Below are 23000 nucleotides of genomic sequence, written 5' to 3'. Positions count from 1 at the left end.
ATGAACTTTCAAATTATCGGAAACATTACTAATATTGAAACAAAAGCAGTAGGTAAATCAATTCGGGAAGTGGAACGTTTGCAGAAAAATTATGGTAATGGACGTTGGAGAAAACTCAAAGGAATTGTAACAATTATCCTTACTGATGGTATAGCCTGCTAAGCTGAGCTACATTGGTACGAAGCACACGGCATTGGAAAAAAAGAAATCAAAATCAAATATATTTTATAGGAGGAGTCATGAATCCCCATAACTTAGAAACACAATTTGTAGTTTGCATTAACAATCAAGACTATCAAGCATCCTTAGAAGTGCGAAAAATCTACCAAATAATACCGGATAATCGCGCTGCTGACCATCAATTTATCCGAGTTATTGACGAATCCGGTGAAGATTATTTGTATCCAGTCGCATATTTCGTACCCATCGCATTGCCGAAAGCCGTAGCAGCAGTATTTGCATAGCATAAATTCCGAATGAACTCTGTAGAAAAATGCCCTAATTGCGGCGGTGAAATAGTTATCAAAGAAGTCAAGAAACTTTTACGGGGCGGCAACCATACTGCTATCTTAAAAGTATCCGCTGAAGTTTGCCTAAGCTGTGGAGAACGGTTGTACTCTGTGGAAACAGTTAGGAAATTGGCAAAAATTAGACAGCAGTTACAGCGAGAAGAGACTCAATAATTTCAAGCGATGGGGCAGTTTTTTCGAGTTGGATAAGTTATACGTAAGGATTCAGGTCACTGAACTCCTTGCTGGGCAAAGACTTTAGATATGGAGCTTGATACTAAATCAATCTCTCTTCTCAATAAACCACGAAAAACTGTCACTCGTCGTCGTTTATTGACAATTAACCACGAAAGACAAAAACCCTTATTTTGCCCTAAAACCCTTACCCGACAAGCGTTGGAGCCGCAAGTTTTTAGACCTGAATCCTTACAGTTATACGATAAAAAGAATGAAAAACCTAACTCAATTAACCCAGCTTGAATTAGTGCTGCTGGAATTAGTAGCTAAAGGTCAAGGAAAGTGGAGTTGGTACGAATTGGCAAATGCACTTTCCCGTCGAGATGTACCGCGAGAACCTGACATGATGGTGGTCTTAAAAAAACTCGCTGCTGATGGCTTGGTTCAACGATATGTAGAAACTAATTCGCCTCGCGACAGATGGGAATTGACGCCAGAAGGGTCTATGGTGTGGGCAAACCCAAAAGCAGATAGTCAAAGCAGAATTATACGTTATGCAATTGCCATCCAGAAATCAGAAAGCAATTATTCTGCTTATGTTCCAGATTTACCCGGATGCGTAGCAACAGGTACAACTATCGAGGAAGTCGAACAGCAAATTAAAGCAGCCATAGTTTTTCATTTAGAAGAGTTGCGTCAATCTGGTTCCTCTATTCCTGAAGCCAGGACTTTATGCAAATATGTTGAAGTTTAATGTAATGAAAACTATCAATTAGTATGTGGATGGTGTTTTAGAAGTTATTGCAGGCAAGATTCGATCGCACTTTCCAATCATCCATCAAAAATCAACGCGCGTTAGCGAAGCCCTCGAAGAGGATCGCACTTCACTCGACAAATCTATCTCGCGGATGATGCGATGTCCCGCCCTGGGCAGCAAAACTGAAAAATGTACTGGCAAATCCCTTCACAGACCCAGGCTCAGCATTTAAAACATCGGAGGTTTTCTATTGGACGATCGCACAAACTCACCAGCCACCGCTGTTAACAACCGCCGACCTCTAATTATCGCAGGAATTCTCCTCGGTATCGGTCAAGCAGGCTTTTTTGACGGCATTGTGCTGCACCAACTCCTCCAGTGGCACCATATGTTTAGCAGCGTTAAAACCGATACTACCGTTGCCGGTTTAGAATTAAATACCCTCGGAGATGGATTGTTTCACGCTGCGGATTGGTTGGTAACAGTGGCGGGAATCTTCTGTTTGTGGCGTGCGGTTAAGCGCAAAGATGTTCCTTTGTCAACTCAAACTTTTTTTGGTTCAATATTAATTGGTGCTGGATTTTTTGACTTTGTTGAAGGCATTGTTGACCATCAAATTTTGGGAATCCACCACGTCAAACCCGGTATCAACGAGTTAGCTTGGGATTTAGGATTTCTCGCTCTTGGAGTTAGTTTAGCGGTGTTAGGTTGGATGCTGGTACAGAGGGAAGTTCCCGCAGATACTAAAGTTTAAATGAATCCAGAGATTGGGAATTATACCAAATCCGCAAAAACCCCTGACTCTCTTTTTAACTCATCAGTTCATCCCGCCGACTCCAACCACGCCATCAAATCCTCTTGACTCCTAAAATCCAACAAAGCCTCTCCCAAATCATCTAACTTTTCCGCAGATAACCCCTCGATGCGAGTTTGAACTTCCAGTGTAACCTCACCCACCCGCCGGACTATCTGACGCATAATTAATCCTATTTCCCCCTCAATTTTACCCCTTTCGATGCCTTGTTCGATTCCTTGGCGGCGACGTTTAGTACCTGCATTTCCACAATCACCGTTTTGTTGCCGGTAATCTTGGCTTTGACATCCAGGTAAGTGTCTTTCAATCCTGTAACGCTTCCTGCTGAATAAGGGTCAATTATTTCTAATTCTTGGATGGTTGGTTCTCCGTTATACAGCATTGCATTTAGGAAGCTGATGAGAATTTCTGGATGTTCGGAAGAAGCGAATATTTTTTTGAATGCAAAGTCTGTTTTGGGGCTGATGAAACGCATATTAGAGAAGGAAGGGGGAAGAAGGAAGAAGGAAGAAGGAAAATGCAATATGTGAGAGATTTTTAGGTGGTAGTTGCGCTTTACCACCCTTAGCGCAACTACGAAGTTTTTCAATTATCAGCCTGTGGCTTGAGTAGTAGCTGCAGGCGACATAACTAGCTTTCCAGTTATATCCATCGTCGCAAGCTTCAGCACTTCATTAAAAGCTAAACCCCGAATTTTGAGTTCCCACCGAATGCCTTTTGCTTTCATTCGCTTGGCTTTCCGCATATCGACATCAGCAGCTTTTTGATTCAAGAGCAAATATTTCATTGCTGCTGTAGCTTCTACTTTTGTGGGAAATGCAATATAGGTGATAAATCCGCCGTCCCAGTGATTGGCGTTGCGGACACTGCTGATAGTCGCAACTCTCGGACTAAAGCGGTTCCAGTAAAAGTCGCTGTAGCCGATCGGCTGTGTATTGACTTGGAGTTTGTTTGCCATTTGACTTAACTCCTATAACCTTGTGTGCGGGGTTTGCAGCACCAATTTGCTGCTGTTACTATTATAGCATTGGGAAGTGGGAATTGGGAGCGAATGCTGGCTGTTCTTTTACCTCCCAGACTGCTTCTGTGAAGTCGGGAAAGTAAAATATCCCCAATATCTTTAGTTCTTTTTTGTCTCGAATACAACTGCCTCAAAAAGCTCTACAAGCTTTAAGTCTGAATAAACCGATAAATACAAATACTTTTCCAGTTTCTGCCGATTTCTAGGTAAGAATAAACCTAATCCTGATAAGTTTTTATACTTATGTCTAATTCTTAAGTCAAGTAATTCACCATTCTGTTGCACTCTCTGAATGAGAAAATTATTTAAAAATAACAGTAAATCGTTACAAGCTGACGGACTTGCACCTGATAATTGGGTAAGTTTTTGTAAAAACTTTCCGAAATCAACAAAGGTTTCTCCAAAGTTACGATAAACTACTACAGTATTGTTATTGGGAAAATTGACTCCCGACCCTAAAATTGAGGAGATAAAAACTTTCACAGGTGCAATATCTGCTTGCAAAATAGAATCAATCACAACATTAACTTTTTCCTGCAAATAACGAAAATAATGATTGTTAGTTAATGTCAAACTATGGTACATATTAGGCTGTTCATAATCCATAATCTTTTTAGCTAGCTGAGAACCATCAATGTCTGGATAATCGCTCAAATCACTTAACAATTTCTCATAATAGTAATTGGGCGCTCCAAGTTCTAGCTGAGATGAAAGCGTATACTTAGCAGTATTTTGGAAGGTATGGTGTACTTCAATATTTCCTTTATTACAATTTTGGAAAAATAATAATTCTAAATTTCCCTTTACAGATTGGTTAAAATTAAAGATAACTTGATTTATTTTTTGAAGATTCATCCATCTAATTTCTGAAATTAAAGGGGAGGTGGGATGTTCGTCGGGGCTGATTTCCATAAGCGTTCCACTATGACCTAAAAACACAATAGCCCAGCGTTTGGCTTGAAATTGAGATTGTGCCCAAGTCAGATACTCACTCAAGACTTCTGGGCTACTACTATCTGCTGTTTCTAAGTATTGGGTATCAACTTTACCTTGGCTAATGATGGTTCTAGAAACTTGTGCTGCTCCACTAAAGTCTGATTGTACTACTACCAAAACCTTGTCATTTTTTACACCTTTACTTAGCATTTGAATAATTGGTTGCCCGAATCTTGAGAGATTATTGTCATAGGGCATCCAGTATAGTAATATCCAGTCATAATGATTTTTGACCGTACTTCCAAGCATATATTGGTCTCCCGAGTAATATATTGTCCCTATTAAAGAACTCATGCTTACTGTTACCAATTTTAGTGCTTCTCTCCTTTTCACTTGTTCGGCTCCTGATTGAGGATATTCAGCTTTTTTTAGACTGTATTTTTTGCTAACTAAAACCTCAATTCATATTCAGCAGTGACGCGATTGTCTCCTTGAAAATTACTGGAACTTCTGAGTAAAAGTTTATCGCTCAATCGATAGCGCACAGTAAATTCAGTCGGTTGATTTGCTGACAGAACTCGAATGATTGATGCTGAAATATTGCGCGTGATGTCAAACCCAACTTCTAAACCTAAACCGAGAGAACCCGCACCTGAACTGGAACTAGCACTTTGTGCTTCGTTGCCTCTAATCCGAGTGGGAAATAAGCGAAATTCGCTCAATCCTGTGGCGTTGGTAATCGCCGATTGAAGGTTGTTCAATAAACCCGCACCGGCTAAATTTGCGATCGCCAGTGTACTGTCTCCCTGTCCCAAAGTCTGCACGAAACTGCCGCCCAAGAGCGCTACAATCTCTGTTTCCGATCGACTCGGAGAACTCCTTAACTCCAGATTTTCTCCCAACTGAGAAGCCCTTCCCTGCACTAACGCTTGAACTCGGACACTCCGCACGCTGCCGAAAGTTGTCGGTTCGTCTGCGATTTCAGAGGCTACAGATGTGCCGGGAGTGCGGAACCGCGTTACTTCCTGCACCGAGGTTGCTAATCTCACATCCAGCGTCGGATCGAGTCCTTGTGTTGGTACAAAGGTAGCAGTCTGCGGGTATCCTCGATCGAGTCTAAACTGCGTTGTAAACAAATTCACCGACCCGGAAGTCAACCGAATTGTACCCTCCGGGCGAAGGTCATCTAGAGTTCCATTCACCGTCAAGCCCCCAGTCGCCTGAAAACTCAATATCGGCGCACTTGTGACCCGAATTCCCCGGCCCAAATTCAGTCGTAAATCGTTCAATCCAACTTCAAAGGAAGGGGAAGGGGAAGGGGAAGGGGAAGTCGCAGCAGAAGGGGAATCAGAAACCTCAGTCGCAGGGGAAGGGGAAGATGTCGAATCAGAATCAGAAGCAGAAGAGGAAGAAGCTAACTCAGTTCGGCCGCCGCCGGGACTTCGGAGAAATACTTCGCCGTTGTACAGTTCAATATTACCGCTCAACTGCGGACGCCTAGCCGTGCCCCTTGCCTGCACTTGACCGACTACGCCGCCGCTGTACAATCCTTTGAGGTTCACTGCCAACTTGTCTAAATTTACAGTCAAAGGATTAGCCACATCGACATCGCCCTCCGCAAAAGGCACAGACAGCGGAATCACGCCCTGGGCGACAACTTCTCCCTGACTCAACTGTCCCCGAATTCCTTCTACCCGAATACGATCGCCCTCAAAGCGCACCGTCCCAGTCAGCCCCGTCAGCGGTTCTGGGAAGGCTTGCGCGCGGACGGTTGCATTGTCAAAATTCGCAATTCCTTGCGCTACAGGGTCTTGCAGCGTTCCTCCCACGCGAATTTGCACCTGTCCCTGACCGCTGACCCACGCAACTTGCGGAGTCAATACATTAATAATTGCCAAACCTTCATTTTGCAAATTCGCCCTCAAATCGATTTGATTGCTGTCAGCTTTCACGGCTGCAAACGGCAACTCAAAAGGCAAACTTCCCTGCACTTCAATCGGTTCGGTTTGAGTTACCAAAGCGCTGCCGCCAAAATTCAGGCGGGCGTTGCTGTAACTGAAACTGCCGTCGGCTTGTTTAATCGGTTCTCCGTTTAGCGTACCGTCAACCAAACTCAATTCCCCGGTGGCTTGCGGGTTTTCCAAACTGCCGGCCAAATTCGCCCGTAAATTCAAATTTCCCGTGACATCCACAAAAGGCAATTCCACCAGTTCTGCCAACTCTTCAACGGGCACATTTTCTACCCGCAACTGCCCGGATTGAGCTTTTTGCCCGATTTGTCCCGAAAAGCCGATCGCACTTTTGCCCGATCGAATTTCCAAAGGCAAAACAGTTAAGATTCCGTCCTGAAAACTGCCTTCAAGGCTGAACGTTTCAGCGACATATTCTCCCCACTGCCAGTTATCACCTTTCACATTAAATTGAGCTTCCACACCCGTTTGCAAAGAACCGGCGACAGCAATTTCCGCACCAAAAGTGCCTTGCAATTGGGATAAGGGAGGCAATTTTTCTGATGTTTCCACTGCTTGCTGCTGCTGCAAAATTACTTCTATTTCTGCCAAGCGGCGCAACTGTTCGATTAGCGGGGCTTCTGGTTCTCCCACTCCTACAGTTTGCACGTCGGCGGCGCTAGCGTAAACGGGAGGTTTTAGGCCTCTAGCCAAGTCGCCTAAATTGAAATATTGCAAAGCGGTTAAAACCTGCTGCAAATTGCCTTGCTGTACGTTAACTTTCCCGGCAAATTGCGGGTTGGCGCCTGTTTGAACATTGCCGGAAATTAAGTATTGACCGCTGCCTTGGCGGAATATGCCATTTGTGAGAGTGGCGCTGCCGTTAGCGTAGCTAAATTCGGCTTGGAAACTGTCACCTTTAATGTAGCCGATCGCCGGTTGGGCGATCGCAATTTGTCCACTTGCTTGCAAAGTCGCCGGATTTAACGGCATCTTCCAACCGGGCACATTTACTTGTCCCGAAACCGTACCAGTTATCGGCCCCAAACCAGCATCTTTACCGGGTGATAGATTCAAAGCAGCGAGGGGAAAATCGCTTAAATTAACTCGCAAAGTTTCTCCCTCGGTTTGGCCTCTAGCCACGGATTCCCCGCGTTGAATTAAGAAAGATGTCGGCAGAAAAGATTGATTTAAAGCTACTTCGATTTTGTCTTGGCGACCGGCCAAACGCAAATCTACACTTTTCCCAGCATCCGCATTCACACTCCCCGCCAGTACCGGGTCAAAAGCGATTTGATTTACTGCTAAATTTCGGACTTCCACGTCGCCAACTAAGCTGAGGGCGGCGAGGGTTCCGGTAAGGCTGCCGGTAAAATCTACATTGCCGCGCAGGGGTGGGTTTTGCTGTGAGGAATTTTTGTCCGCAATTGTAGACAAAAATCCTAGTTGTTCTGCTGGTAAGGCTTCCAGGTTAAATTTGGCGAGTCTGACATCCAAATCTAAGTTGGAAATTGAGGGCCCTCCTCTACCTTCGAGTTCGACGTTAACAAAGCCGTTTGCTGTCAAACCCGGAGTTGTAGCGTTCTCAATTTCCACCCGTTTGCCGTCCCAATTAAATACTGCCTCAAAAGGTTGGTTCAAAAACGGCAATTCCGAGATGCGGAAACTGCCACCGGCGCGAACATTTTGTAGGGGCGGTGCCCCCGTGCCCGCCGCAATCGGGCCGGATAAATTGATATTGCCGTTAAACAGCCCTCCAAGCTGGGGGAGATTTTGGACACCAGAGACTACACCTCCGGTTTGCAAGCTTTGTCGCTGCGACTCAAAAGCTTGCTGGAAGCGACTTAGAGCAATTTGCTCGCCCTCAATTGACGCGCGCCAATTCCCCGATGCGGCGCTGCCTTTAGCATTGACAATTCCTCCGCCGTTGGCGAGTCGAATTTGTCCGTCGCCGTTGGCGGTGATGCCGTTGGCGGTTAGATTATCTACTGTTCCCAAAATGCGGACTTGGCCGTCGAGGGTTCCGTTAATTTCTGGTGGTAAATCCGCTGTCAGCAAACCTGTTTGTTTGAGGGTTTGTTCTAAATTACTGACGGCAATTCCGTTGGTTTCCAGCAATGCTTGCAAGTTGCCGTTTTCCAATTTTGCTGTAGTATTGATCGCCCCGAGTCGATCGACCACAATCACTCCTTCTCCGCTAGCATTAATTCCCTTCGCTGTCAAGTTATCCAAACTACCCGCTGCTTGGAATTCGCCGTTAACTCTGCCGTCAATCGATTTTAGATTTTGGATTTTGGATTTTAGATTGTTGATGTTGGCAGTTTGCTGACTTCCGGGATTAAATGCTGAAGCTACATCTAAAATAGGTATTCCCAAATCTAGTGCTAAGCGACTGAGAATAACTCGATCGGCATCGGCGAAAGCTTGCCAGCGTCTGTCTTCTAATTTACCTCTAAAAGCAAGAGTACCGTCCCCTATATTGAGTTTTCCGCTGCTGCTGACACCTATGTCGGCGGCGGTTGAATTATCAAGACTACCGCTGGCTTGAATTTGATTAGATATTTGTCCGTCTAACGATTTTAGATTTTGGATTTTGGATTTTAGATTGTTGATGTTGGCTACTGTTTGGGGATTTTCGGGATTGAATGCTGAAGCCACATCTAAAATCGGCAATCCTAAATCTACCAAGCGGCTGATGGAAGTGCGATCTGTTTCTGCCGTTCCCTGCCAGTTTCCGGCCACCAATTCTCCTTTAAAATTAACATTGCTGCCGGCAAGATTGAGTCTGCCGCTGCCGCTGGCATTGATACTGCTAGCCGTCAAATTGTCAAGACTTCCCCATGCTGTAAATTGACTCGATAGCAGTCCGTCAATCGATTTTAGATTTTGAATTTTGGATTTTAGATTATTGAGATTTGCAGATTGCTGATTTTCGGGATTGAATGCTGAAGCCACATCTAAAATCGGCAGTGTCAAATCTACTAAGCGGTCGATGGAAGTGCGATCTGTTTGTGCTGTTGCTTGCCAGTTTCCCGCCACCAATTCTCCGTTTAAATTCACATTGCTGTCGGCAAAATTGAGCCTACCGTTGGCATTAACATTGATTCCGCCAGCAGTCAAATTGTCAACATTGCCCCCCACTCGAAATTCACCTGCTAGCTGCCCGCCTAACGATTTTAGATTTTCGATTTTGGATTTTAGATTGTCTATATCTGCGGTCGTTTCCCGTGCTAAAAACGGCAATCCAATATCAATTAATTGATTGACAGCTACTTTTTCAGTGTTGCCAAAAACTTGCCATTTCCCCGATTCTAGTTCGCCATTAACATCAACAATACTGTCAGCAATATTCAACCTTCCTTTGCCTGTCGCAGCGATCGCATTTAAACTCAAATCGTCCAGAGTTCCCGCAGCTTCGACGGTTCCGCTGAACAAACCGGTTAGTTCAGGAGGCAAATTAAGGTCGGGCAGCACTTGCTGCAAACTGTTGAGATCCACGCGATCGCCCTCGATCAAAGCTTGCCACTGACGGTCTTTTAGCGCAGCATCCACGTTAACAGAAGCGTTGCCAATTTTCACAACTGTATTTTGCAAATCAGCCGAATTCCTTGCGGCTCGAATTTCGCCTGCAGCGGGGAAAGTTCCTTGCGGTGCTTGCCATTGAACTCTCGCTTGAATGTTGTCTAACGGGCCGAAAATTTGAGCTTTTGCGGAGACATTGCCAATATTAACACCAGCAGGAATTGGGAGAGCGTAAATTTGGGTGATCGCGTCTCCGGGTACATTTTCAACTTGGAAGTCAAACACCAAACCCGATCGCGAATTCTCACTTCCCAAGGCAATATCAACTTCACCTTTGCCACCAATTTTACCCCCCGCCGCCGGCACTAGCAAAATATCGCTCAAAGTCAAACCTAAAGAGGAAAACGGGGGAATAGAAGATTTAGAATTGGGAGTTGGGGTTTGAGCTATTCTCCCCCGTTCCAATTTGAAATTAGTGCTAATATTGTTTAATTGCAGTCGATCGACCGTAGCGGGTTTTGTCGAGGCGATCGTACCTGTCAGCACCGGCATTGCAACTGTTCCAGTCAGCTTGGCATCCGCCTTCACTTCCCCCGCCACAGCAACGGGCAATACAACTTTCTGCCCTAACTCTGTCTCCACCGCGCTGACAACACTTGCAAAAGCGACTGGTTGCACATTAGTTGTTAGATTGAAGCTAGCGTTCTCCAAATTAAAATTAGTTCCCGTGGCAACAGTGCCTGCTATTCTCAGCGGAATTAGACCGTAATTAGCCGCCAGACTATCGACAATAAAATTAGTTCCCTGAAACCGCAACTGACCGCTGCTATTTTGTATGATTTGTTTCAGCGGACGAATACTCGCTTGCACTCCTCCAAAACTAGCCGTTCCGGTAATTCCCGATACTTTATTGTCTCGCACTTGCACGGTCAAATTGCCATTAGCAAGACCTTTTTGTAAAGAAATGCTGGAAAGTTTTAGCAAGCGAGCGAGGTCGGGCAAAGGCAAATTTTGACCTTGCAACTGCAGGTTAGTTTGAGCTGCAGGTAACATAGAGTCAGCTTTAAGTATAAAATTATCGCTGTTAGTAAACTGACCGTTTACTTCGTAGAGAACGCGCTGATTTTGGTCGCGAAATAGAGCACTGCCATTTTTCAGATTTACAGAAATAGGAGCCGAAGTTTTCTGTCCGACTGCGGGACTAGGGACCAAAACTGCGCCAACATTTTCAGCTCGAATTGCCTCAACTTCAGTTTTAAATAAACCCGGAGATTTTTGCTCCCTAGTTGGAATATTAACCCAGCGGCCTTGAGCATCCTGTTCGATATAAGCGCTGGGTTTAACTAAGGTAATGTCTAATTTGAGAGTGCGGTTGAACAGCAGTGGCCAGATTGAAAATTGCACTTCCACTGCTTCTGTAGAAGCGTAATCGGGATCGGTAGGAGTTGCAGGTAAAGTCGATCGGCCAAACCGCAAACCTGTCAGAGAAAATCCCTCCAAACGTCCGAGTTGCACAGGTCGCTTCAGCAACTGACTGACTTCCGTTTCCACCAAAGGAGCTAACTTTTCCCGCACCCACTGGTATCCTACCGCCGCCCCCACCAAGGCGAGAATACTTAATCCCGTACCGCTAAGCAGCAGCAGACGCCACCAGCGGCGATGGGGACGGGGTGCGAGTTGATTTTTGTTATCGTCCGAGTTAGTCATGGGTGTTTCTCAAAAATCAGAGAATTCAGGAATTATAGGAAATCAGCCGATTTTAGACAGGTATAATCTCTGTGATTCGCCAGGGTGGCTTCTGCCTTTGGTAGACTCAGAAGTGAGGTCGGAAGTGCCGATCCCCGGATCGATCGCAGGCAAAAGGCACGCCCCCACTCCAGGGTAGACTCCAGAAACCTTTACCGAACTTAATCAAAACACGCAACACCACCTAAAACCAAGTCCTCCAACTCCTCCAAATCCTCTAGATTCCCCCCGCAGTGCAGGATCGGTGGTCAATCTAAAATCTAAAATCTAAAATCTAAAATCTAAACACGCCCCCACTCCAGAGTAGACTCTAGAAACCTTTACCGAACTTAATCAAAACACGCAACACCACCTAAAATCGACAGTCAATCTAAAATCTAAAATCTAAAATCTAAAATCGCACGATCGCTTCTAAGATAAAAAAACGGTGGTTAAGAAGGTCTTTAAAACTTATGCGAGTGTTCGTCTTACTCTTCAATGCCCGCACCGAGAATGAGGGAATTCATACCATTCAACTCGGCGATCGCAACAAAGTTCTGATGTTTGAGTCAGAAGACGACGCCACCCGCTTTGGCGTGATGTTGGAAGCTCAGGATTTCCCCGAGCCCACTGTCGAGGCGATCGACGAGGAGGAAATTAAGGAGTTCTGCGACAGTGTTGATTATGATTGGGAACTTGTCCCCGCGGGCGCGCTGGCTATTCCGCCAGAAGACAATGTAACACAGACTCAGTGGCAGCCGGAGTCCGAGCCCGAACCCGAACCTGATTCTGAGGTTTCCCAAAACGAACTGGATTCTATTCGCCGCCGACTCGAAGGACTTTTGTAATAGGAAGTTCGGCAACGAGTAGTATACGGGATTTAACGGATGGATATTGAGATTCGAGGTGAAGACGGAAAAGGGAAGAAGGCAGGGCGGTTTCATTCTCAGGGAAATCATCGTTTTGTAGGGGTAGTGTCCCCGTGCCTACCCCCTCCACGGACTAGCCGACAACTGACAATTAACAACTAACAAAAAATGAAGAATTTGGAAGAACGGGGCCATCTGCTGACTGAACAGGTGAATACCAACAGCGAGAATTTAGACCAACTCAGTTCGATCGAATTAGTGGACTTGTTCAACCGGGAAGACGCCGAAACCTTAAGCGCGATCGCCCGTGCCCGCGAACAGTTAGCCCAAGCGATCGACATTGCAGCCGAGTCTCTGCGTCAAGGAGGTCGCCTGTTTTATGTCGGTGCGGGTACTTCCGGGCGTTTGGGGGTGCTGGATGCGGCCGAGTGTCCCCCCACCTTCTGCACGCCACCAGAACTCGTACAGGGCATAATTGCCGGGGGTGCGGGGGCTTTGGTGCGGAGTTCGGAGGATTTGGAGGATCGGGCTGAGGATGGGGCCGAGGCGATCGCCCACCGTCAAATTACCAACTTAGATGTGGTTGTCGGCATTACGGCTGGAGGTACGACGCCGTTTGTGGCGGGCGCTTTGCAGGCGGCGCGCCAGCGGGGGGCGAAAACTGTGTTTATGGCTTGCGTACCCGTCGAACAAGTGAATTTTGAGGCTGATGTTGATATTCGGTTGTTGGTTGGCCCGGAGGTAGTGGCGGGATCGACGCGCTTGAAAGCCGGTACAGTCACAAAAATGGCTTTGAATATCCTTTCGACTGGGGTAATGGTGAAGCTGGGCAAGGTTTACGGCAATCGAATGGTTGACGTGGCAGTGACTAATAAGAAATTGCGCGATCGGGCTGTGCGGATGTTGCAGGATTTAACTGATTTGAACCGGGATGAGGCGGGTTTTTTGCTCGAAAAAAGTGGCAAGTCGGTTAAATTAGCTTTGATGATGCACTGGACTAATTTGGAGAAGGAAGAGTGCGATCGCATTTTGGGAGAATTTCAAGGGAATTTGCGATTGGCTGTGGCATCAATTAGTCAGTAGTCAGTAGTCAGTAGTCAGTAGTCAGTAGTCCTTAGTTATTGGCGATTAGTTATTGATTATTAGTTAGATCGTGTCCGGTCAATTCCCTCCGCTTCGCTTCGCCCATAATTGCTGTAGGAGTAGGTTAAGGAACGATCTATATTAACAATGAGAGATGCGATAAACCCGCCCCGACGAAGGTATCGCGGTGACTAGATCGGACATGATATTATTGGTTATTGGTAGCAGCTAACAACTGTCAACTGTCAACTGTCAACTGTTATTTGCACTATCGATTCAAAAAATTGTGAAATCTCTTCAGTGGATCTGATGTGATAAACACTTTTGGTATTTTGAGCGCGATCGACATAATCCCGATATCTGGGAGTCAAATATTTGTGACACAACCAAAGAACACGGTAACTATTAATTGAACTCTTTAAGATAGGACTCTTTTCCGGCCAGCCTTCTGGGGGTATAAACTTACCTGTAATCAGCCGTTTAGTCACCCACCAGAAATGCACGTATAGTGGCAAATCAACAAAAACCAGACTATCCGCCTCGTTGAGTCGAAGCCAGACGGTTTCCATACAACCAAACCCGTCTATAATCCATCGGTCAGTAGCCAAAATTTTCTCATGGATATGTTTATATTCTTCATTTGGAACCTCAGCACCCCCAGATTGATATTGAATCTTATCCAAGGCGTAAAGTGGCAAACCAGTGATTTCAGATAACCTCTTGCTGAGAGTTGATTTACCGCCTCCTGCATTGCCAAACACGGCTACTTTTTTCATAGTTCCCTTTTTAGTAATCTAGTTAGTAGTCATTAGTTATCAGTAGCGGACTAAAAGCTGAATGTCAAGCTAATTTGTAGCTTTTGAAAAATCAACTTTGTGATTTGTGGCGCGGATCACTGACGTTTTTGAAAAAGGCGATTAGGGTCAGTACATATATTTGTTGTTTAGCGATCACTTGGATATTTTATCAGACAAGCGATCGTAGCCCGGTATTGCCGATCGATTTGTAAAATATCTGTCAAATCTAAGGCGATCGCTCCTTAGTTAAAAAAGCCGTTTCTGGAGCCAACGCACCTAGTACGAGACTGCTGGATACTCTACCAACTTTAAAATTTTAAACCGAGTCCTATGCAACAAAAGCCTAACCTTAACCTATACTCATCCTTGGGGCATCTCCCCTGGCTAAAAAAAAGCTACACTGCCAAAATTATGGTGGTTGCATTTTTAGGCACGCACGTTCCTTTGCTAACCTTAATGGTCTGGTTTCTTACCTCAAACGCTTACTCTGTAGAGACATCAGTCCGGGTTCTGCTGATTGCTCTGCTGGCGACATTAGCGGGTACGGCAGTAACGCTTTCTACGCTACGCTACCTCCTGGTTCCGGTAATCTTAACCTCGGAGGCTCTACAAAACTACCTCGATACAAGAATATTGCCGCACTTACCCACAGAGTTTAATGATGAAGTTGGTACGCTGATGGCAAATTCCTCACAAACGCTTTACAAACTAGATGAATTGATTGATTACATTACCCACTACGATCAACTGACTGGGTTGCCAAATCGTGATTTATTCTGCGATCGCCTGAATGAAACCCGATCCCAAAATCACTCACCCATGGTCGCAGTTCTGGTATTGGGTATCGATGATTTCACAGGGATGCGCCATGCGTTGGAGCCTGGGATATCCGACTTACTAATTAGAGCCGTTTCCCAACGGGTGGTACAGTGCATGGATCGGTCAGATGTCTTGGCGCGTTTGGGCGATGGTGAGTTTGCGATCGCTCGCAGCGACCTCCCCTCGCTGGAGAGTGTGGTCAAGCTATCCCAACTGCTGCTGAGTACACTAGCAAAACCTTTCTCTGTAGAGGGCCAACCGATCCACCTCACCGCCAGTCTTGGCATTACATTGAACCATTTAGAAAATACCAATTCTGCAGAGCAACTTCTCCAGCAAGCTCACTTCGCACTTCATCAGGCAAACCAGCAAGGGCGGAGTCAATATCAGTTTTATTCACCAGAAATGAACCTTCAGTTACAGGAGCGACTGACCCTAGAAAATAGCCTGCGCGGAGCGCTGGATCGTAACGAACTACTGGTTTACTATCAACCGCTGATCGACCTCGACAGCGGACAGGTGACAGCAACGGAGGCGCTGGTTCGCTGGCAGCATTCTACAGAGGGTTTGGTCTCTCCGGCAAAATTTATTCCGATCGCCGAGGCCAATGGCGAGATCGTTCCTATTGGTGAATGGATCTTGCGAACGGCTTGCGCTCAAACCCGTAGCTGGCAACTGGCTGGGCTGCCAGCGCTGCGGATTTCGGTGAATCTGTCGGCTCGACAATTTGAGCAGGGGAATTTGGTTGAGATGGTTCGCCAAGTTTTGGCAGAGACCGAACTCGAAGCTGCGTATTTAGAACTGGAAGTGACTGAAACTGCCTTGATGACTGACATCGAGCGATCGGTCAAAACCTTAATGCAACTGCGAGAACTTGGCGTGTCCCTTGCCCTAGACGACTTTGGCACAGGTTATTCTTCCCTCAACTACCTGCAACGGTTTCCGGTTAATATGCTCAAGATCGATCGATCCTTTGTCCAAGATGTACTGTCTAACCCGGACAGCGCCACCATTACTGATGCGATCATTGCTCTGGCAAAAAGTCTGCGATTAACGATCACCGCAGAAGGCATTGAAACCAAGGAGCAGCGTGACTACCTGCAAGCGCGAGGCTGCCATGAAGGTCAAGGGTTTTACTTCAGTCGCCCTGCTAACGCTGATACGATCGCCAAACTGCTAAATGAGTCGTTTCAGTCTGATGCAGCATCTATCGCTCTTGCTACCCACTTTTAAGCTGCACCAGTCAAGAACTCACCGTCAACCCGAAGGGTATGACGGCAGCTTGCAAAAACCTCTGACTTGACCGGATTAAGTTGGCTTTCACTGATAATGCGATCGTAAACTCAGTACCCATGCCTGCGGTTGAGTTGACCGAAAGCATCCAGGATACAAGCCCCCAGATTCATCCGTCCAGAAATAAAAAACCTGTATCCGATAAAGGAGCCCCCTAATTTATCCGTGAGGTCAATGCTTCAATTCTTTAATCTAAAATCTAAAATCTAAAATCTAAAATCGATTGACTTCTTCAAAAAGTCGGGAATCTGGGTATGCTGTTTTTTAGGCATTGACAAAAACAGAAGATGTAAGCTGACTTTGACTGACACCTTGCACGATGCCCAAATAATTGTTCCCCGACTTAATCGCCGTAGAAGCGACACTTGCCCCTCCATCCAACTGCAAACTCACAGCTTCAAAAGTCAAGTTGGCAAACCCGATACCGTCCGTCAAGCCAATGTTATCCCCAGCCCCAAAATCGACGATTACATCTGCACTTATTAAAGTAGCCGCCGCAGACAAACCTCCTGCTAGGATAAACGTATCATTTCCAGCACCGCCGGTCAGCATATCTTGACCGCGATCGCCCGCCAACAAATCGTCGGCGTTACCGCCAATCAAGACATCATCTTCTTTGCCGCCGCGAATAATATCGTTACCGTCAGATCCGATTAGTCGATCGTTATCGTTGTTTCCGCTGATAAAATCATTGCCAACACCGCCATCAATTGAATCCGATTCTTTGCCACCCGATAAGCTGTCATTGCCGCCTGCGCCATTAATTGTATCCGCACCTTGCATTCCATTGATGCTATCAGCACCTTCTCCCCCCGTGATATTGTCTTTGCCGGAAAGGGCAAAAATTGGCAATCCCGCAGCATTTGTCGGTATTTGAGTATCGGCACTATCTGATAGGAAATAATTGCCGTCGCTGGCTGTATTTTTGGGTGCTGTCGTCGGGCTGCCGTCCCCTATAGCATTGAGTATTGGCGAAGTAATCGATACCAATGTGTTGGGAGTAGGTGTGGGAGTAGGTGTCGGTGTAGGTGTGGGAGTAGGTGTCGGTGCGGGATTGACACTACCGTCAAGAGAAGTCGCAAAAACTTGCGTCCAATAGTGATTGAAATTTTCTGTGCCAGTATCGTCGGCTAAGAAATAGTAACCAATCCCAATTTCTTTGAGATTCGGGTTAAGAATGTTAGCCCGGTGGCCGCTGCTGTTCATCCAAGAGGATACAACTTGTTCGGGTGTAGAAGAACCCGCAGCAATATTTTCTGCTGCCGCTGAGAATTGATAGCCCGTTGTAGTAATGCGACTGGTGAATGACGAACCATCTTTTCCGGTATGCGAAAAGAAGTCTTGCAGTGCCATGTTTTGGCTGTGATTTTCCGCCGCATTTAGTAACTGAGTATTTAAGGTTAGCGGTGATAAACTCAATTTGCCGCGTTCGATGTTTGTAAGTTCTAAAACTCTATAAATAAAGTTTTGATTGGTGGTTGAAGTTGGGGCAATTTGAGAGGCAGATCGCTCTCCTGTTAAAATGTCCGAGGACTGAGAACCTGAATTTGGTAATTGTTCAAGCATGGGGATGATCAACAGTTTTAAGACTTGGTTTTGCTGGTAGATGGCTTACCGTCTTAACGATAGTTTCCCCGATCGGTGGCTGGACACAATTCAATAATTGTGTTAATCCCTGCCGCTGCTGTATCTATTTTGATTATAGCTGTTGTCAAAGTGTGGATGTCAAGAGGCTGGCTCTGATTGGGAAAGGGAAGAGTACGCTCGAATTTAAGGAGAGTTTCAAAGGAATGTGCGATCGCCCGTGGCATCAATACAATTTTAGATTTTAGATTTTAGATTTTAGATTTTTCCTGATCAGTAAGGTTTACGCTACGCAACCAGCCCGCTGGCTGGCTGGCTAGAAACCCGGTTTCTAGGAGTTTTGCAGAGAGGAACAAGAAATATAGGAAGAAACCGGGTTTCTGAAATATGTGTGCGATCGCGAACAGAGTTTTTAGTAGAATCCTCACAAAAAATTCTAAATTCATTCAAAATTCACAACCGCGCAGGCTTGTTCGCGATCACAAAAGCAATCTCAAGATTTCAAACCATTTTCTTGTCCGACTTTAGCCTCCTGAGCAACTTGCTCAACCTCATCTTTGGCGAGAATTTCCAAAGCTGTCTGTGCTTCTGCACCGCCCAACCGCCCCAAAGCTTGGGCGACTCTGTAACGGATCTGCCAATCTGCATTGGAAGCGTAGGGAAGCAGCAGCGGCAGCGCCCGTTTATCTCCCAATTCACCTAATGCGCTGATGGCAATGGTTTGGATCAATTCGTTTTCAGAAGTCAGGGCATTTTCTAACATCGGAAAGGCTTTCGGATCTCCCATTTCTCCCAAAGCCGCGACGATGCTCAGTTGTACGAGCCATTCAGAGGTACTGCTATAAACTTGCTGCAAATCTTCTAAAGCATCAGTTAATTTCAATGCGCCCAAAGCATCCGCTGCTGCTGCTTGCACGTCGGGTTCGGGGTCGTTGTTCAGGCTATTTCGCAGTACCTCTAAAGCGTTCGCCAGATTCTGCGTGCCGAGGGTTGATAATTGGCTGACTGCTGCGTAGCGAACCCGGACGTTTTTGTCGCCGATCGCAATTTGAATCAGTTTATAAGCGATCGCGGGTTCTAGTTGCCGCAGTTGGTTGACTGCTCGCAGTCTTTCGCCAAAATCCTCGGAATTCAGCAATTGTTCGACAGACTCAGGGGTAATGCTCATCGGATTTTTGATTTTTGATTTTTGATTTTTGATTTTTGATTTGGTAATTGCCAAAAGCAAGCGAGATTTAAGGAGTGATCGACTCATTTTCTGATACACTCCTGGAACTGCAAAAGTTAATTAAGATTCCGCAGCCATCGATCGGATAATATCTCCCCTAGTGAGGATGCCTATTACTTTGCCCGCCGAATCGACCACCGGCAATCGATGGATACTGCGATCGTGCATCAGTTTGGCAGCTTCTTGGATAGATTTGTCGGGCCCGATGGTAACTGGGTCTGTACTCATCGCTTCTCCTACTGTTTGTCCTAAAGCTTTGTGGAGTTCTCGCTCGTAACGAGAGGGATTTTCCAAATAAATTACGCTGTCGAGCACCATGATATAAGCGGGCGGAGTTACGCCGGTTTCCCGCCACATCAAGTCGGTTTCGGAGATGACTCCTACCAACAAGTCATTCTCATCTACGACGGGAAGACCGCTAATGCGTCGATCAGCTAAAATTTTAATCGCTTCGTTCAAGGGCATTTCGGGTCGCGCCAAAATCGGCTCGCGGCTCATTACATCGGCTACTGTTTTTGGCATGATTAGCGGTTGATTGAGTTATCTCTCCTTATCGATCATATAGGCAAAGCGTGACACAGACTGAAGAAAGGCAGCTCTGCTGAAAGGATTGGTTTGAAGGTAGTAAAGAAGGAAAAAGTTTGAATGCCAGAATTTTGCTGTTTTTTCGATCGCACTATAAAATTCTGCCGTTTGCCGGACTCCAGCGGGCGATCGACCTGACAAGATTGTTAAGATATCTTAAATAGCGGATAAATCCTTACCAATGCCAGAATCTCCAGCCAGAGAACCAGACTCCCAACCAGAAGCGCGCTGTGTATTGGTTTGCCAGTATCAATCTTGCCTGAAAAATGGTTCAGCAGCAGTGCTAGCTGCTTTTGAAGCTCAACAAGTTGCCGGGGTGAAAGTGGAAGCCTGTAGCTGTCAGGGACAGTGCACCACTGGCCCGACTGTACGAGTTACCCCAGACGAAATTTGGTATTGTCGAGTTAAACCGAGTGATGTACTGTTAATTGTGGAAGAGCACCTCAAAGGGGGAAAACCTGTAGAGGCGCTGTTCAATCCGAGAATTCATGCGCGTTATTATTATTAATATTGACTTGATTCCGTGAAACTTCCAAGATCGGGCGCATCTAATTTTAATAGTTATTGCTAAGGAACTGACACTTTGAAAATCCAAGGAATTGCGCTTAGTTTGTTAGTCCTAATTCTGGGGCGTCCATCGGCGGTTGCTGCTCAAACGTCGGCGGTTGCTGGGGATATTTGTCCGGGGGAATTGGGGGCGCAAGTAGATGCGATCGCCAACCGTCCCGAATTTAGTCGATCGCGCTGGGGCATTTTGATTCAACCTCTATCTTCTACTACTACTCTCTACAGCCGCGACGCCCAAAAATATTTTATTCCAGCATCAAATGCCAAGCTGCTAACTACAGCGGCTGCTTTGCAGAAACTCGGTGCAGATTTTCGGATTAAGACATCGGTTTACAGCGGCGAAAATGGCAGTTTGTACGTGGCCGGCAGGGGAGATCCGAGCATTGCTGAGGCTCAGTTGAAATCCTTGGCGCAGCAGTTGAAGCAGCGGGGAATCAGTCAAGTTAACCAGTTGATTGGCGATGACAGCTATTTTCAAGGTAGTGCAGTCAATCCGAATTGGGAATGGGAAGACGCGCAAGCTGGCTACGGAGCGCCGATTAACAGTTTAATTTTCAATCAAAACGCGATCGACCTTTTATTGTCCCCACAGGCTCTGGGGCAACCTCTGAAAGTTACTTTTGCCGAACCAAAGCTGGCAAATCAGTGGCAAGTTCAGAACAATTCAGTAACAGTCGCCGAAAACGAATCCGAGTTTATTGAAGTTGGCCGGGAGTTCGATCGACCTATAATTCGAGTCAGCGGACAGTTGAAAGTTGGTGCAGAACCTGAATCAGCTTATGTCGCAGTTGTCAACCCCGCTAATAATTTTTTGCAGTATTTTCAACAAGCCCTGGCGGCTGAGGGAATTCCTGTTAAACAGGCTTTAGTTGCATCGGCTTCTAGCAATTTAAATCAAGAATTAGCGACCGTTGAATCGCCGCCGCTGGCGGAACTGGTGAGAGAAACTAATCGCGAAAGCAACAATCTTTATGCAGAAGTTTTATTGAGATTGCTGGGAAAAGTTACAGACAAGGTGCCTGTGCCACAAGAGGATACAGGTGAAAGCGGTTTGAAAGAGGTAAAGGCAGTTTTAACTCAATTAGGAGTAAATCCAAACAGCTACATATTAGCCGACGGTTCCGGCTTGTCTCGGCACAATTTAATTACTCCAGAAGCCTTGGTGCAAACTTTGAGATTTATGGCCAATTCACCTACTGCATCTATTTACCGCCAGTCACTGCCGATCGCTGGTGAGAGCGGCACTTTGAAAAATCGCTTTAATACTACACCAAATCGCGTAATTATGCAAGCAAAAACAGGAACTATGAGCGGAGTTTCGGCGCTGTCGGGATATATCGAAGTTCCGAATTACGAACCGCTGGTGTTTAGCATTATCGTCAATCAATCTGACCTATCGACTGCAAAAATGCGATCGGCAACGGACGAAATTGTGCTATTATTGAATCGCCTGCGCCGCTGTTAAAACAATACATTTAAGGTGAGAAAGTTAAGCTCAGTAGTTACACCTAAAACACCGGACACCCAAAAACCCTACAAGTTTTAAGTTTAATTAGATTGCAGTGGCGGGGCTCGAAAATCAGCTACAATAAAAGTAGAAAAATTAACAGCATTGGGCCGTTTCAGCCTGCTACCAGTCGGCGGGTTCTGTACTTCCCGAAAATAAGTCTAACTTTCCAACTATGAATTCTTTAGATTCCGAACAGCAACACATCTTTGTCGAAACCAATAACATCCGCCTGCACTGCGTTTCTCAAGGAGAAGGCGAGCTCGTTCTCCTCCTGCATGGGTTTCCAGAGTTTTGGTACTCTTGGCGTCATCAAATCCCTGCTTTAGCCCGTCATTTCAAGGTTGTGGTGCCGGATTTGCGGGGCTACAACGATTCCGACAAGCCGGAAAGCGGCTATGATTTAGATACGCTGAGCGCGGATATTCGCGGTTTGATTTCGAGCCTCGGTTATACAAAAGCTCACGTTGTAGGTCATGATTGGGGAGGGGCGATTGCGTGGCACTTAGCTCAAAAATTCCCTGAACAACTCAACCGCTTGGCAATTTTAAACGCTCCGCACCCGCAGCGATTCGTGCAGGAAATGGCGAGCAATTTAGATCAAATCCGTCGCAGTTGGTACGTTTTGGCATTTCAGGTTCCGGGCATTCCGGAATTGTTGATCCGGCAAAACTTGAAAGATTTTGTTCACAATGTTTTTCAAGGACAAGCTGTTCGCAAAGGATCTTTTAGTGCTGAGGAAACTAAGATTTATCAGACTGCTTTAGAAAAGCCGGGAGTATTAGCCGCCGCTATCAATTATTATCGGCAGATGTTTCACCCGCAGAGGCTTTGGAATTTGGGGCAGAAATTAGAACCTGTGACAGTGCCTACTTTGGTACTTTGGGGAGAAGAAGATGCGTTTTTGAGCCACAAACTTGTAGAAGGTTTAGACAGATTAATTACGGCTCCGTTTAAGTTAAAATTAGTTCCTAACTGTGGTCACTGGATTCAGCAGGAAGCGCCGCAAACGGTGAATCGAGAATTGCTGAGTTTTCTGAGAAATTCTTATCCTTCTGTGGCTTTGGCATAGAAAAAAATTAACGCTTGCACATAAGAACGGGCAAGATGCCCGTTCCACAAGAAGATTGAATTTTTGTGGAACGGGTATCTTGCCCGTTCTTAATATCTGACGCACCCTACTTAGGATCGCGAATTAAATAACTTACAATTTTAATTGTTATTGTGGGATGGGCGTCCCGCCCGTCCTTTTTGGACG

General features: G+C 45.9%; 20 protein-coding genes and 1 pseudogene. 12 read left to right on the top strand and 9 right to left on the bottom strand.

What is annotated here, in order from left to right:
* The 6 genes from QUA03_RS14860 to QUA03_RS14835 all read left to right on the top strand — a co-directional run bounded on the left by QUA03_RS14860 (nt 1) and on the right by QUA03_RS14835 (nt 2197).
* Nucleotides 1–162 carry a hypothetical protein gene (locus QUA03_RS14860; protein WP_333213060.1) on the top strand — a complete coding sequence of 54 codons (162 nt, stop codon included), beginning with the start codon at nt 1–3 and terminating at the stop codon, nt 160–162.
* Between the two features lie 77 nt (nt 163–239).
* Entirely contained in the window at nt 240–464 is a 225-nt protein-coding gene (locus QUA03_RS14855) for a hypothetical protein (protein WP_333213059.1), read from the top strand.
* A 12-nt stretch (nt 465–476) separates the two neighbouring features.
* Entirely contained in the window at nt 477–683 is a 207-nt protein-coding gene (locus tag QUA03_RS14850) for a YgiT-type zinc finger protein (RefSeq protein ID WP_333213058.1), read from the top strand.
* Nucleotides 684–957: 274 nt separating this feature from the next.
* Complete coding sequence (locus tag QUA03_RS14845) at nt 958–1440, top strand: type II toxin-antitoxin system HicB family antitoxin (RefSeq protein WP_333213057.1); 483 nt, start codon at nt 958–960, stop codon at nt 1438–1440.
* A 25-nt stretch (nt 1441–1465) separates the two neighbouring features.
* Nucleotides 1466–1675 (top strand): hypothetical protein, encoded by a 210-nt coding sequence (locus QUA03_RS14840; RefSeq protein WP_333213056.1) that lies wholly within the window; start codon nt 1466–1468, stop codon nt 1673–1675.
* Between the two features lie 18 nt (nt 1676–1693).
* Nucleotides 1694–2197: a DUF2243 domain-containing protein gene (locus QUA03_RS14835; protein ID WP_333213055.1), complete on the top strand. Its 504-nt coding sequence runs from the start codon at nt 1694–1696 to the stop codon at nt 2195–2197.
* Nucleotides 2198–2265: 68 nt separating this feature from the next.
* On the opposite strand, the gene QUA03_RS14830 is transcribed toward QUA03_RS14835, so the two are convergent.
* The 5 genes and pseudogenes from QUA03_RS14830 to QUA03_RS14810 form a co-directional block, all read right to left on the bottom strand.
* On the bottom strand, nt 2266–2421 hold the full coding sequence (locus QUA03_RS14830; RefSeq protein WP_333213054.1) for a DUF4351 domain-containing protein: 156 nt from the start codon (nt 2419–2421) through the stop codon (nt 2266–2268).
* 62 nt (nt 2422–2483) lie between these two features.
* A pseudogene (locus QUA03_RS14825) lies at nt 2484–2732 on the bottom strand (Rpn family recombination-promoting nuclease/putative transposase); the annotation flags it as partial.
* Between the two features lie 117 nt (nt 2733–2849).
* Nucleotides 2850–3215, bottom strand: coding sequence for a hypothetical protein (locus QUA03_RS14820; protein WP_333213052.1), 366 nt, complete (start codon nt 3213–3215; stop codon nt 2850–2852).
* Between the two features lie 162 nt (nt 3216–3377).
* Nucleotides 3378–4523: a clostripain-related cysteine peptidase gene (locus QUA03_RS14815; protein WP_333213051.1), complete on the bottom strand. Its 1146-nt coding sequence runs from the start codon at nt 4521–4523 to the stop codon at nt 3378–3380.
* Between the two features lie 140 nt (nt 4524–4663).
* On the bottom strand, nt 4664–11392 hold the full coding sequence (locus tag QUA03_RS14810) for a translocation/assembly module TamB domain-containing protein (RefSeq protein WP_333213050.1): 6729 nt from the start codon (nt 11390–11392) through the stop codon (nt 4664–4666).
* 491 nt (nt 11393–11883) lie between these two features.
* Between QUA03_RS14810 and QUA03_RS14805 the strand changes: the two genes are divergently transcribed.
* A complete protein-coding gene (locus tag QUA03_RS14805; protein ID WP_333213049.1) occupies nt 11884–12258 on the top strand; it encodes a DUF3110 domain-containing protein in 375 nt (124 codons plus the stop codon).
* Between the two features lie 189 nt (nt 12259–12447).
* Nucleotides 12448–13362, top strand: a complete 915-nt coding sequence (gene murQ / locus QUA03_RS14800; protein ID WP_333213048.1) for an N-acetylmuramic acid 6-phosphate etherase — start codon at nt 12448–12450, stop codon at nt 13360–13362.
* Nucleotides 13363–13607: 245 nt separating this feature from the next.
* On the opposite strand, the gene QUA03_RS14795 is transcribed toward murQ, so the two are convergent.
* Nucleotides 13608–14138 carry an adenylate kinase gene (locus tag QUA03_RS14795; RefSeq protein WP_333213047.1) on the bottom strand — a complete coding sequence of 177 codons (531 nt, stop codon included), beginning with the start codon at nt 14136–14138 and terminating at the stop codon, nt 13608–13610.
* Nucleotides 14139–14489: 351 nt separating this feature from the next.
* Between QUA03_RS14795 and QUA03_RS14790 the strand changes: the two genes are divergently transcribed.
* The gene (locus QUA03_RS14790; RefSeq protein WP_333213046.1) at nt 14490–16211 is read left to right on the top strand and encodes a bifunctional diguanylate cyclase/phosphodiesterase; all 1722 of its coding nucleotides are present in this window, start codon (nt 14490–14492) and stop codon (nt 16209–16211) included.
* 324 nt (nt 16212–16535) lie between these two features.
* On the opposite strand, the gene QUA03_RS14785 is transcribed toward QUA03_RS14790, so the two are convergent.
* The 3 genes from QUA03_RS14785 to QUA03_RS14775 all read right to left on the bottom strand — a co-directional run bounded on the left by QUA03_RS14785 (nt 16536) and on the right by QUA03_RS14775 (nt 19605).
* A complete protein-coding gene (locus QUA03_RS14785) occupies nt 16536–17837 on the bottom strand; it encodes a CAP domain-containing protein (RefSeq protein ID WP_333213045.1) in 1302 nt (433 codons plus the stop codon).
* A 511-nt stretch (nt 17838–18348) separates the two neighbouring features.
* Nucleotides 18349–19023 carry a phycobilisome degradation protein NblB gene (gene nblB / locus QUA03_RS14780; protein ID WP_333213044.1) on the bottom strand — a complete coding sequence of 225 codons (675 nt, stop codon included), beginning with the start codon at nt 19021–19023 and terminating at the stop codon, nt 18349–18351.
* 120 nt (nt 19024–19143) lie between these two features.
* The gene (locus QUA03_RS14775; RefSeq protein ID WP_333213043.1) at nt 19144–19605 is read right to left on the bottom strand and encodes a CBS domain-containing protein; all 462 of its coding nucleotides are present in this window, start codon (nt 19603–19605) and stop codon (nt 19144–19146) included.
* A 244-nt stretch (nt 19606–19849) separates the two neighbouring features.
* Here QUA03_RS14775 and QUA03_RS14770 point away from each other — a divergent pair, with 244 nt between their 5' ends.
* The 3 genes from QUA03_RS14770 to QUA03_RS14760 all read left to right on the top strand — a co-directional run bounded on the left by QUA03_RS14770 (nt 19850) and on the right by QUA03_RS14760 (nt 22814).
* Complete coding sequence (locus QUA03_RS14770; protein WP_333213042.1) at nt 19850–20176, top strand: (2Fe-2S) ferredoxin domain-containing protein; 327 nt, start codon at nt 19850–19852, stop codon at nt 20174–20176.
* A gap of 81 nt (nt 20177–20257) precedes the next feature.
* Entirely contained in the window at nt 20258–21700 is a 1443-nt protein-coding gene (dacB, locus tag QUA03_RS14765) for a D-alanyl-D-alanine carboxypeptidase/D-alanyl-D-alanine endopeptidase (protein WP_445304762.1), read from the top strand.
* A gap of 217 nt (nt 21701–21917) precedes the next feature.
* Nucleotides 21918–22814, top strand: a complete 897-nt coding sequence (locus QUA03_RS14760) for an alpha/beta hydrolase (protein WP_333213040.1) — start codon at nt 21918–21920, stop codon at nt 22812–22814.
* Nucleotides 22815–23000 lie beyond the last annotated feature (186 nt).

Source organism: Microcoleus sp. S36b_A4 (assembly GCF_036700645.1).
In the GTDB taxonomy this organism is placed as follows: domain Bacteria; phylum Cyanobacteriota; class Cyanobacteriia; order Cyanobacteriales; family Microcoleaceae; genus Microcoleus.
This window is presented reverse-complemented; position numbering and strand designations above follow the sequence as displayed.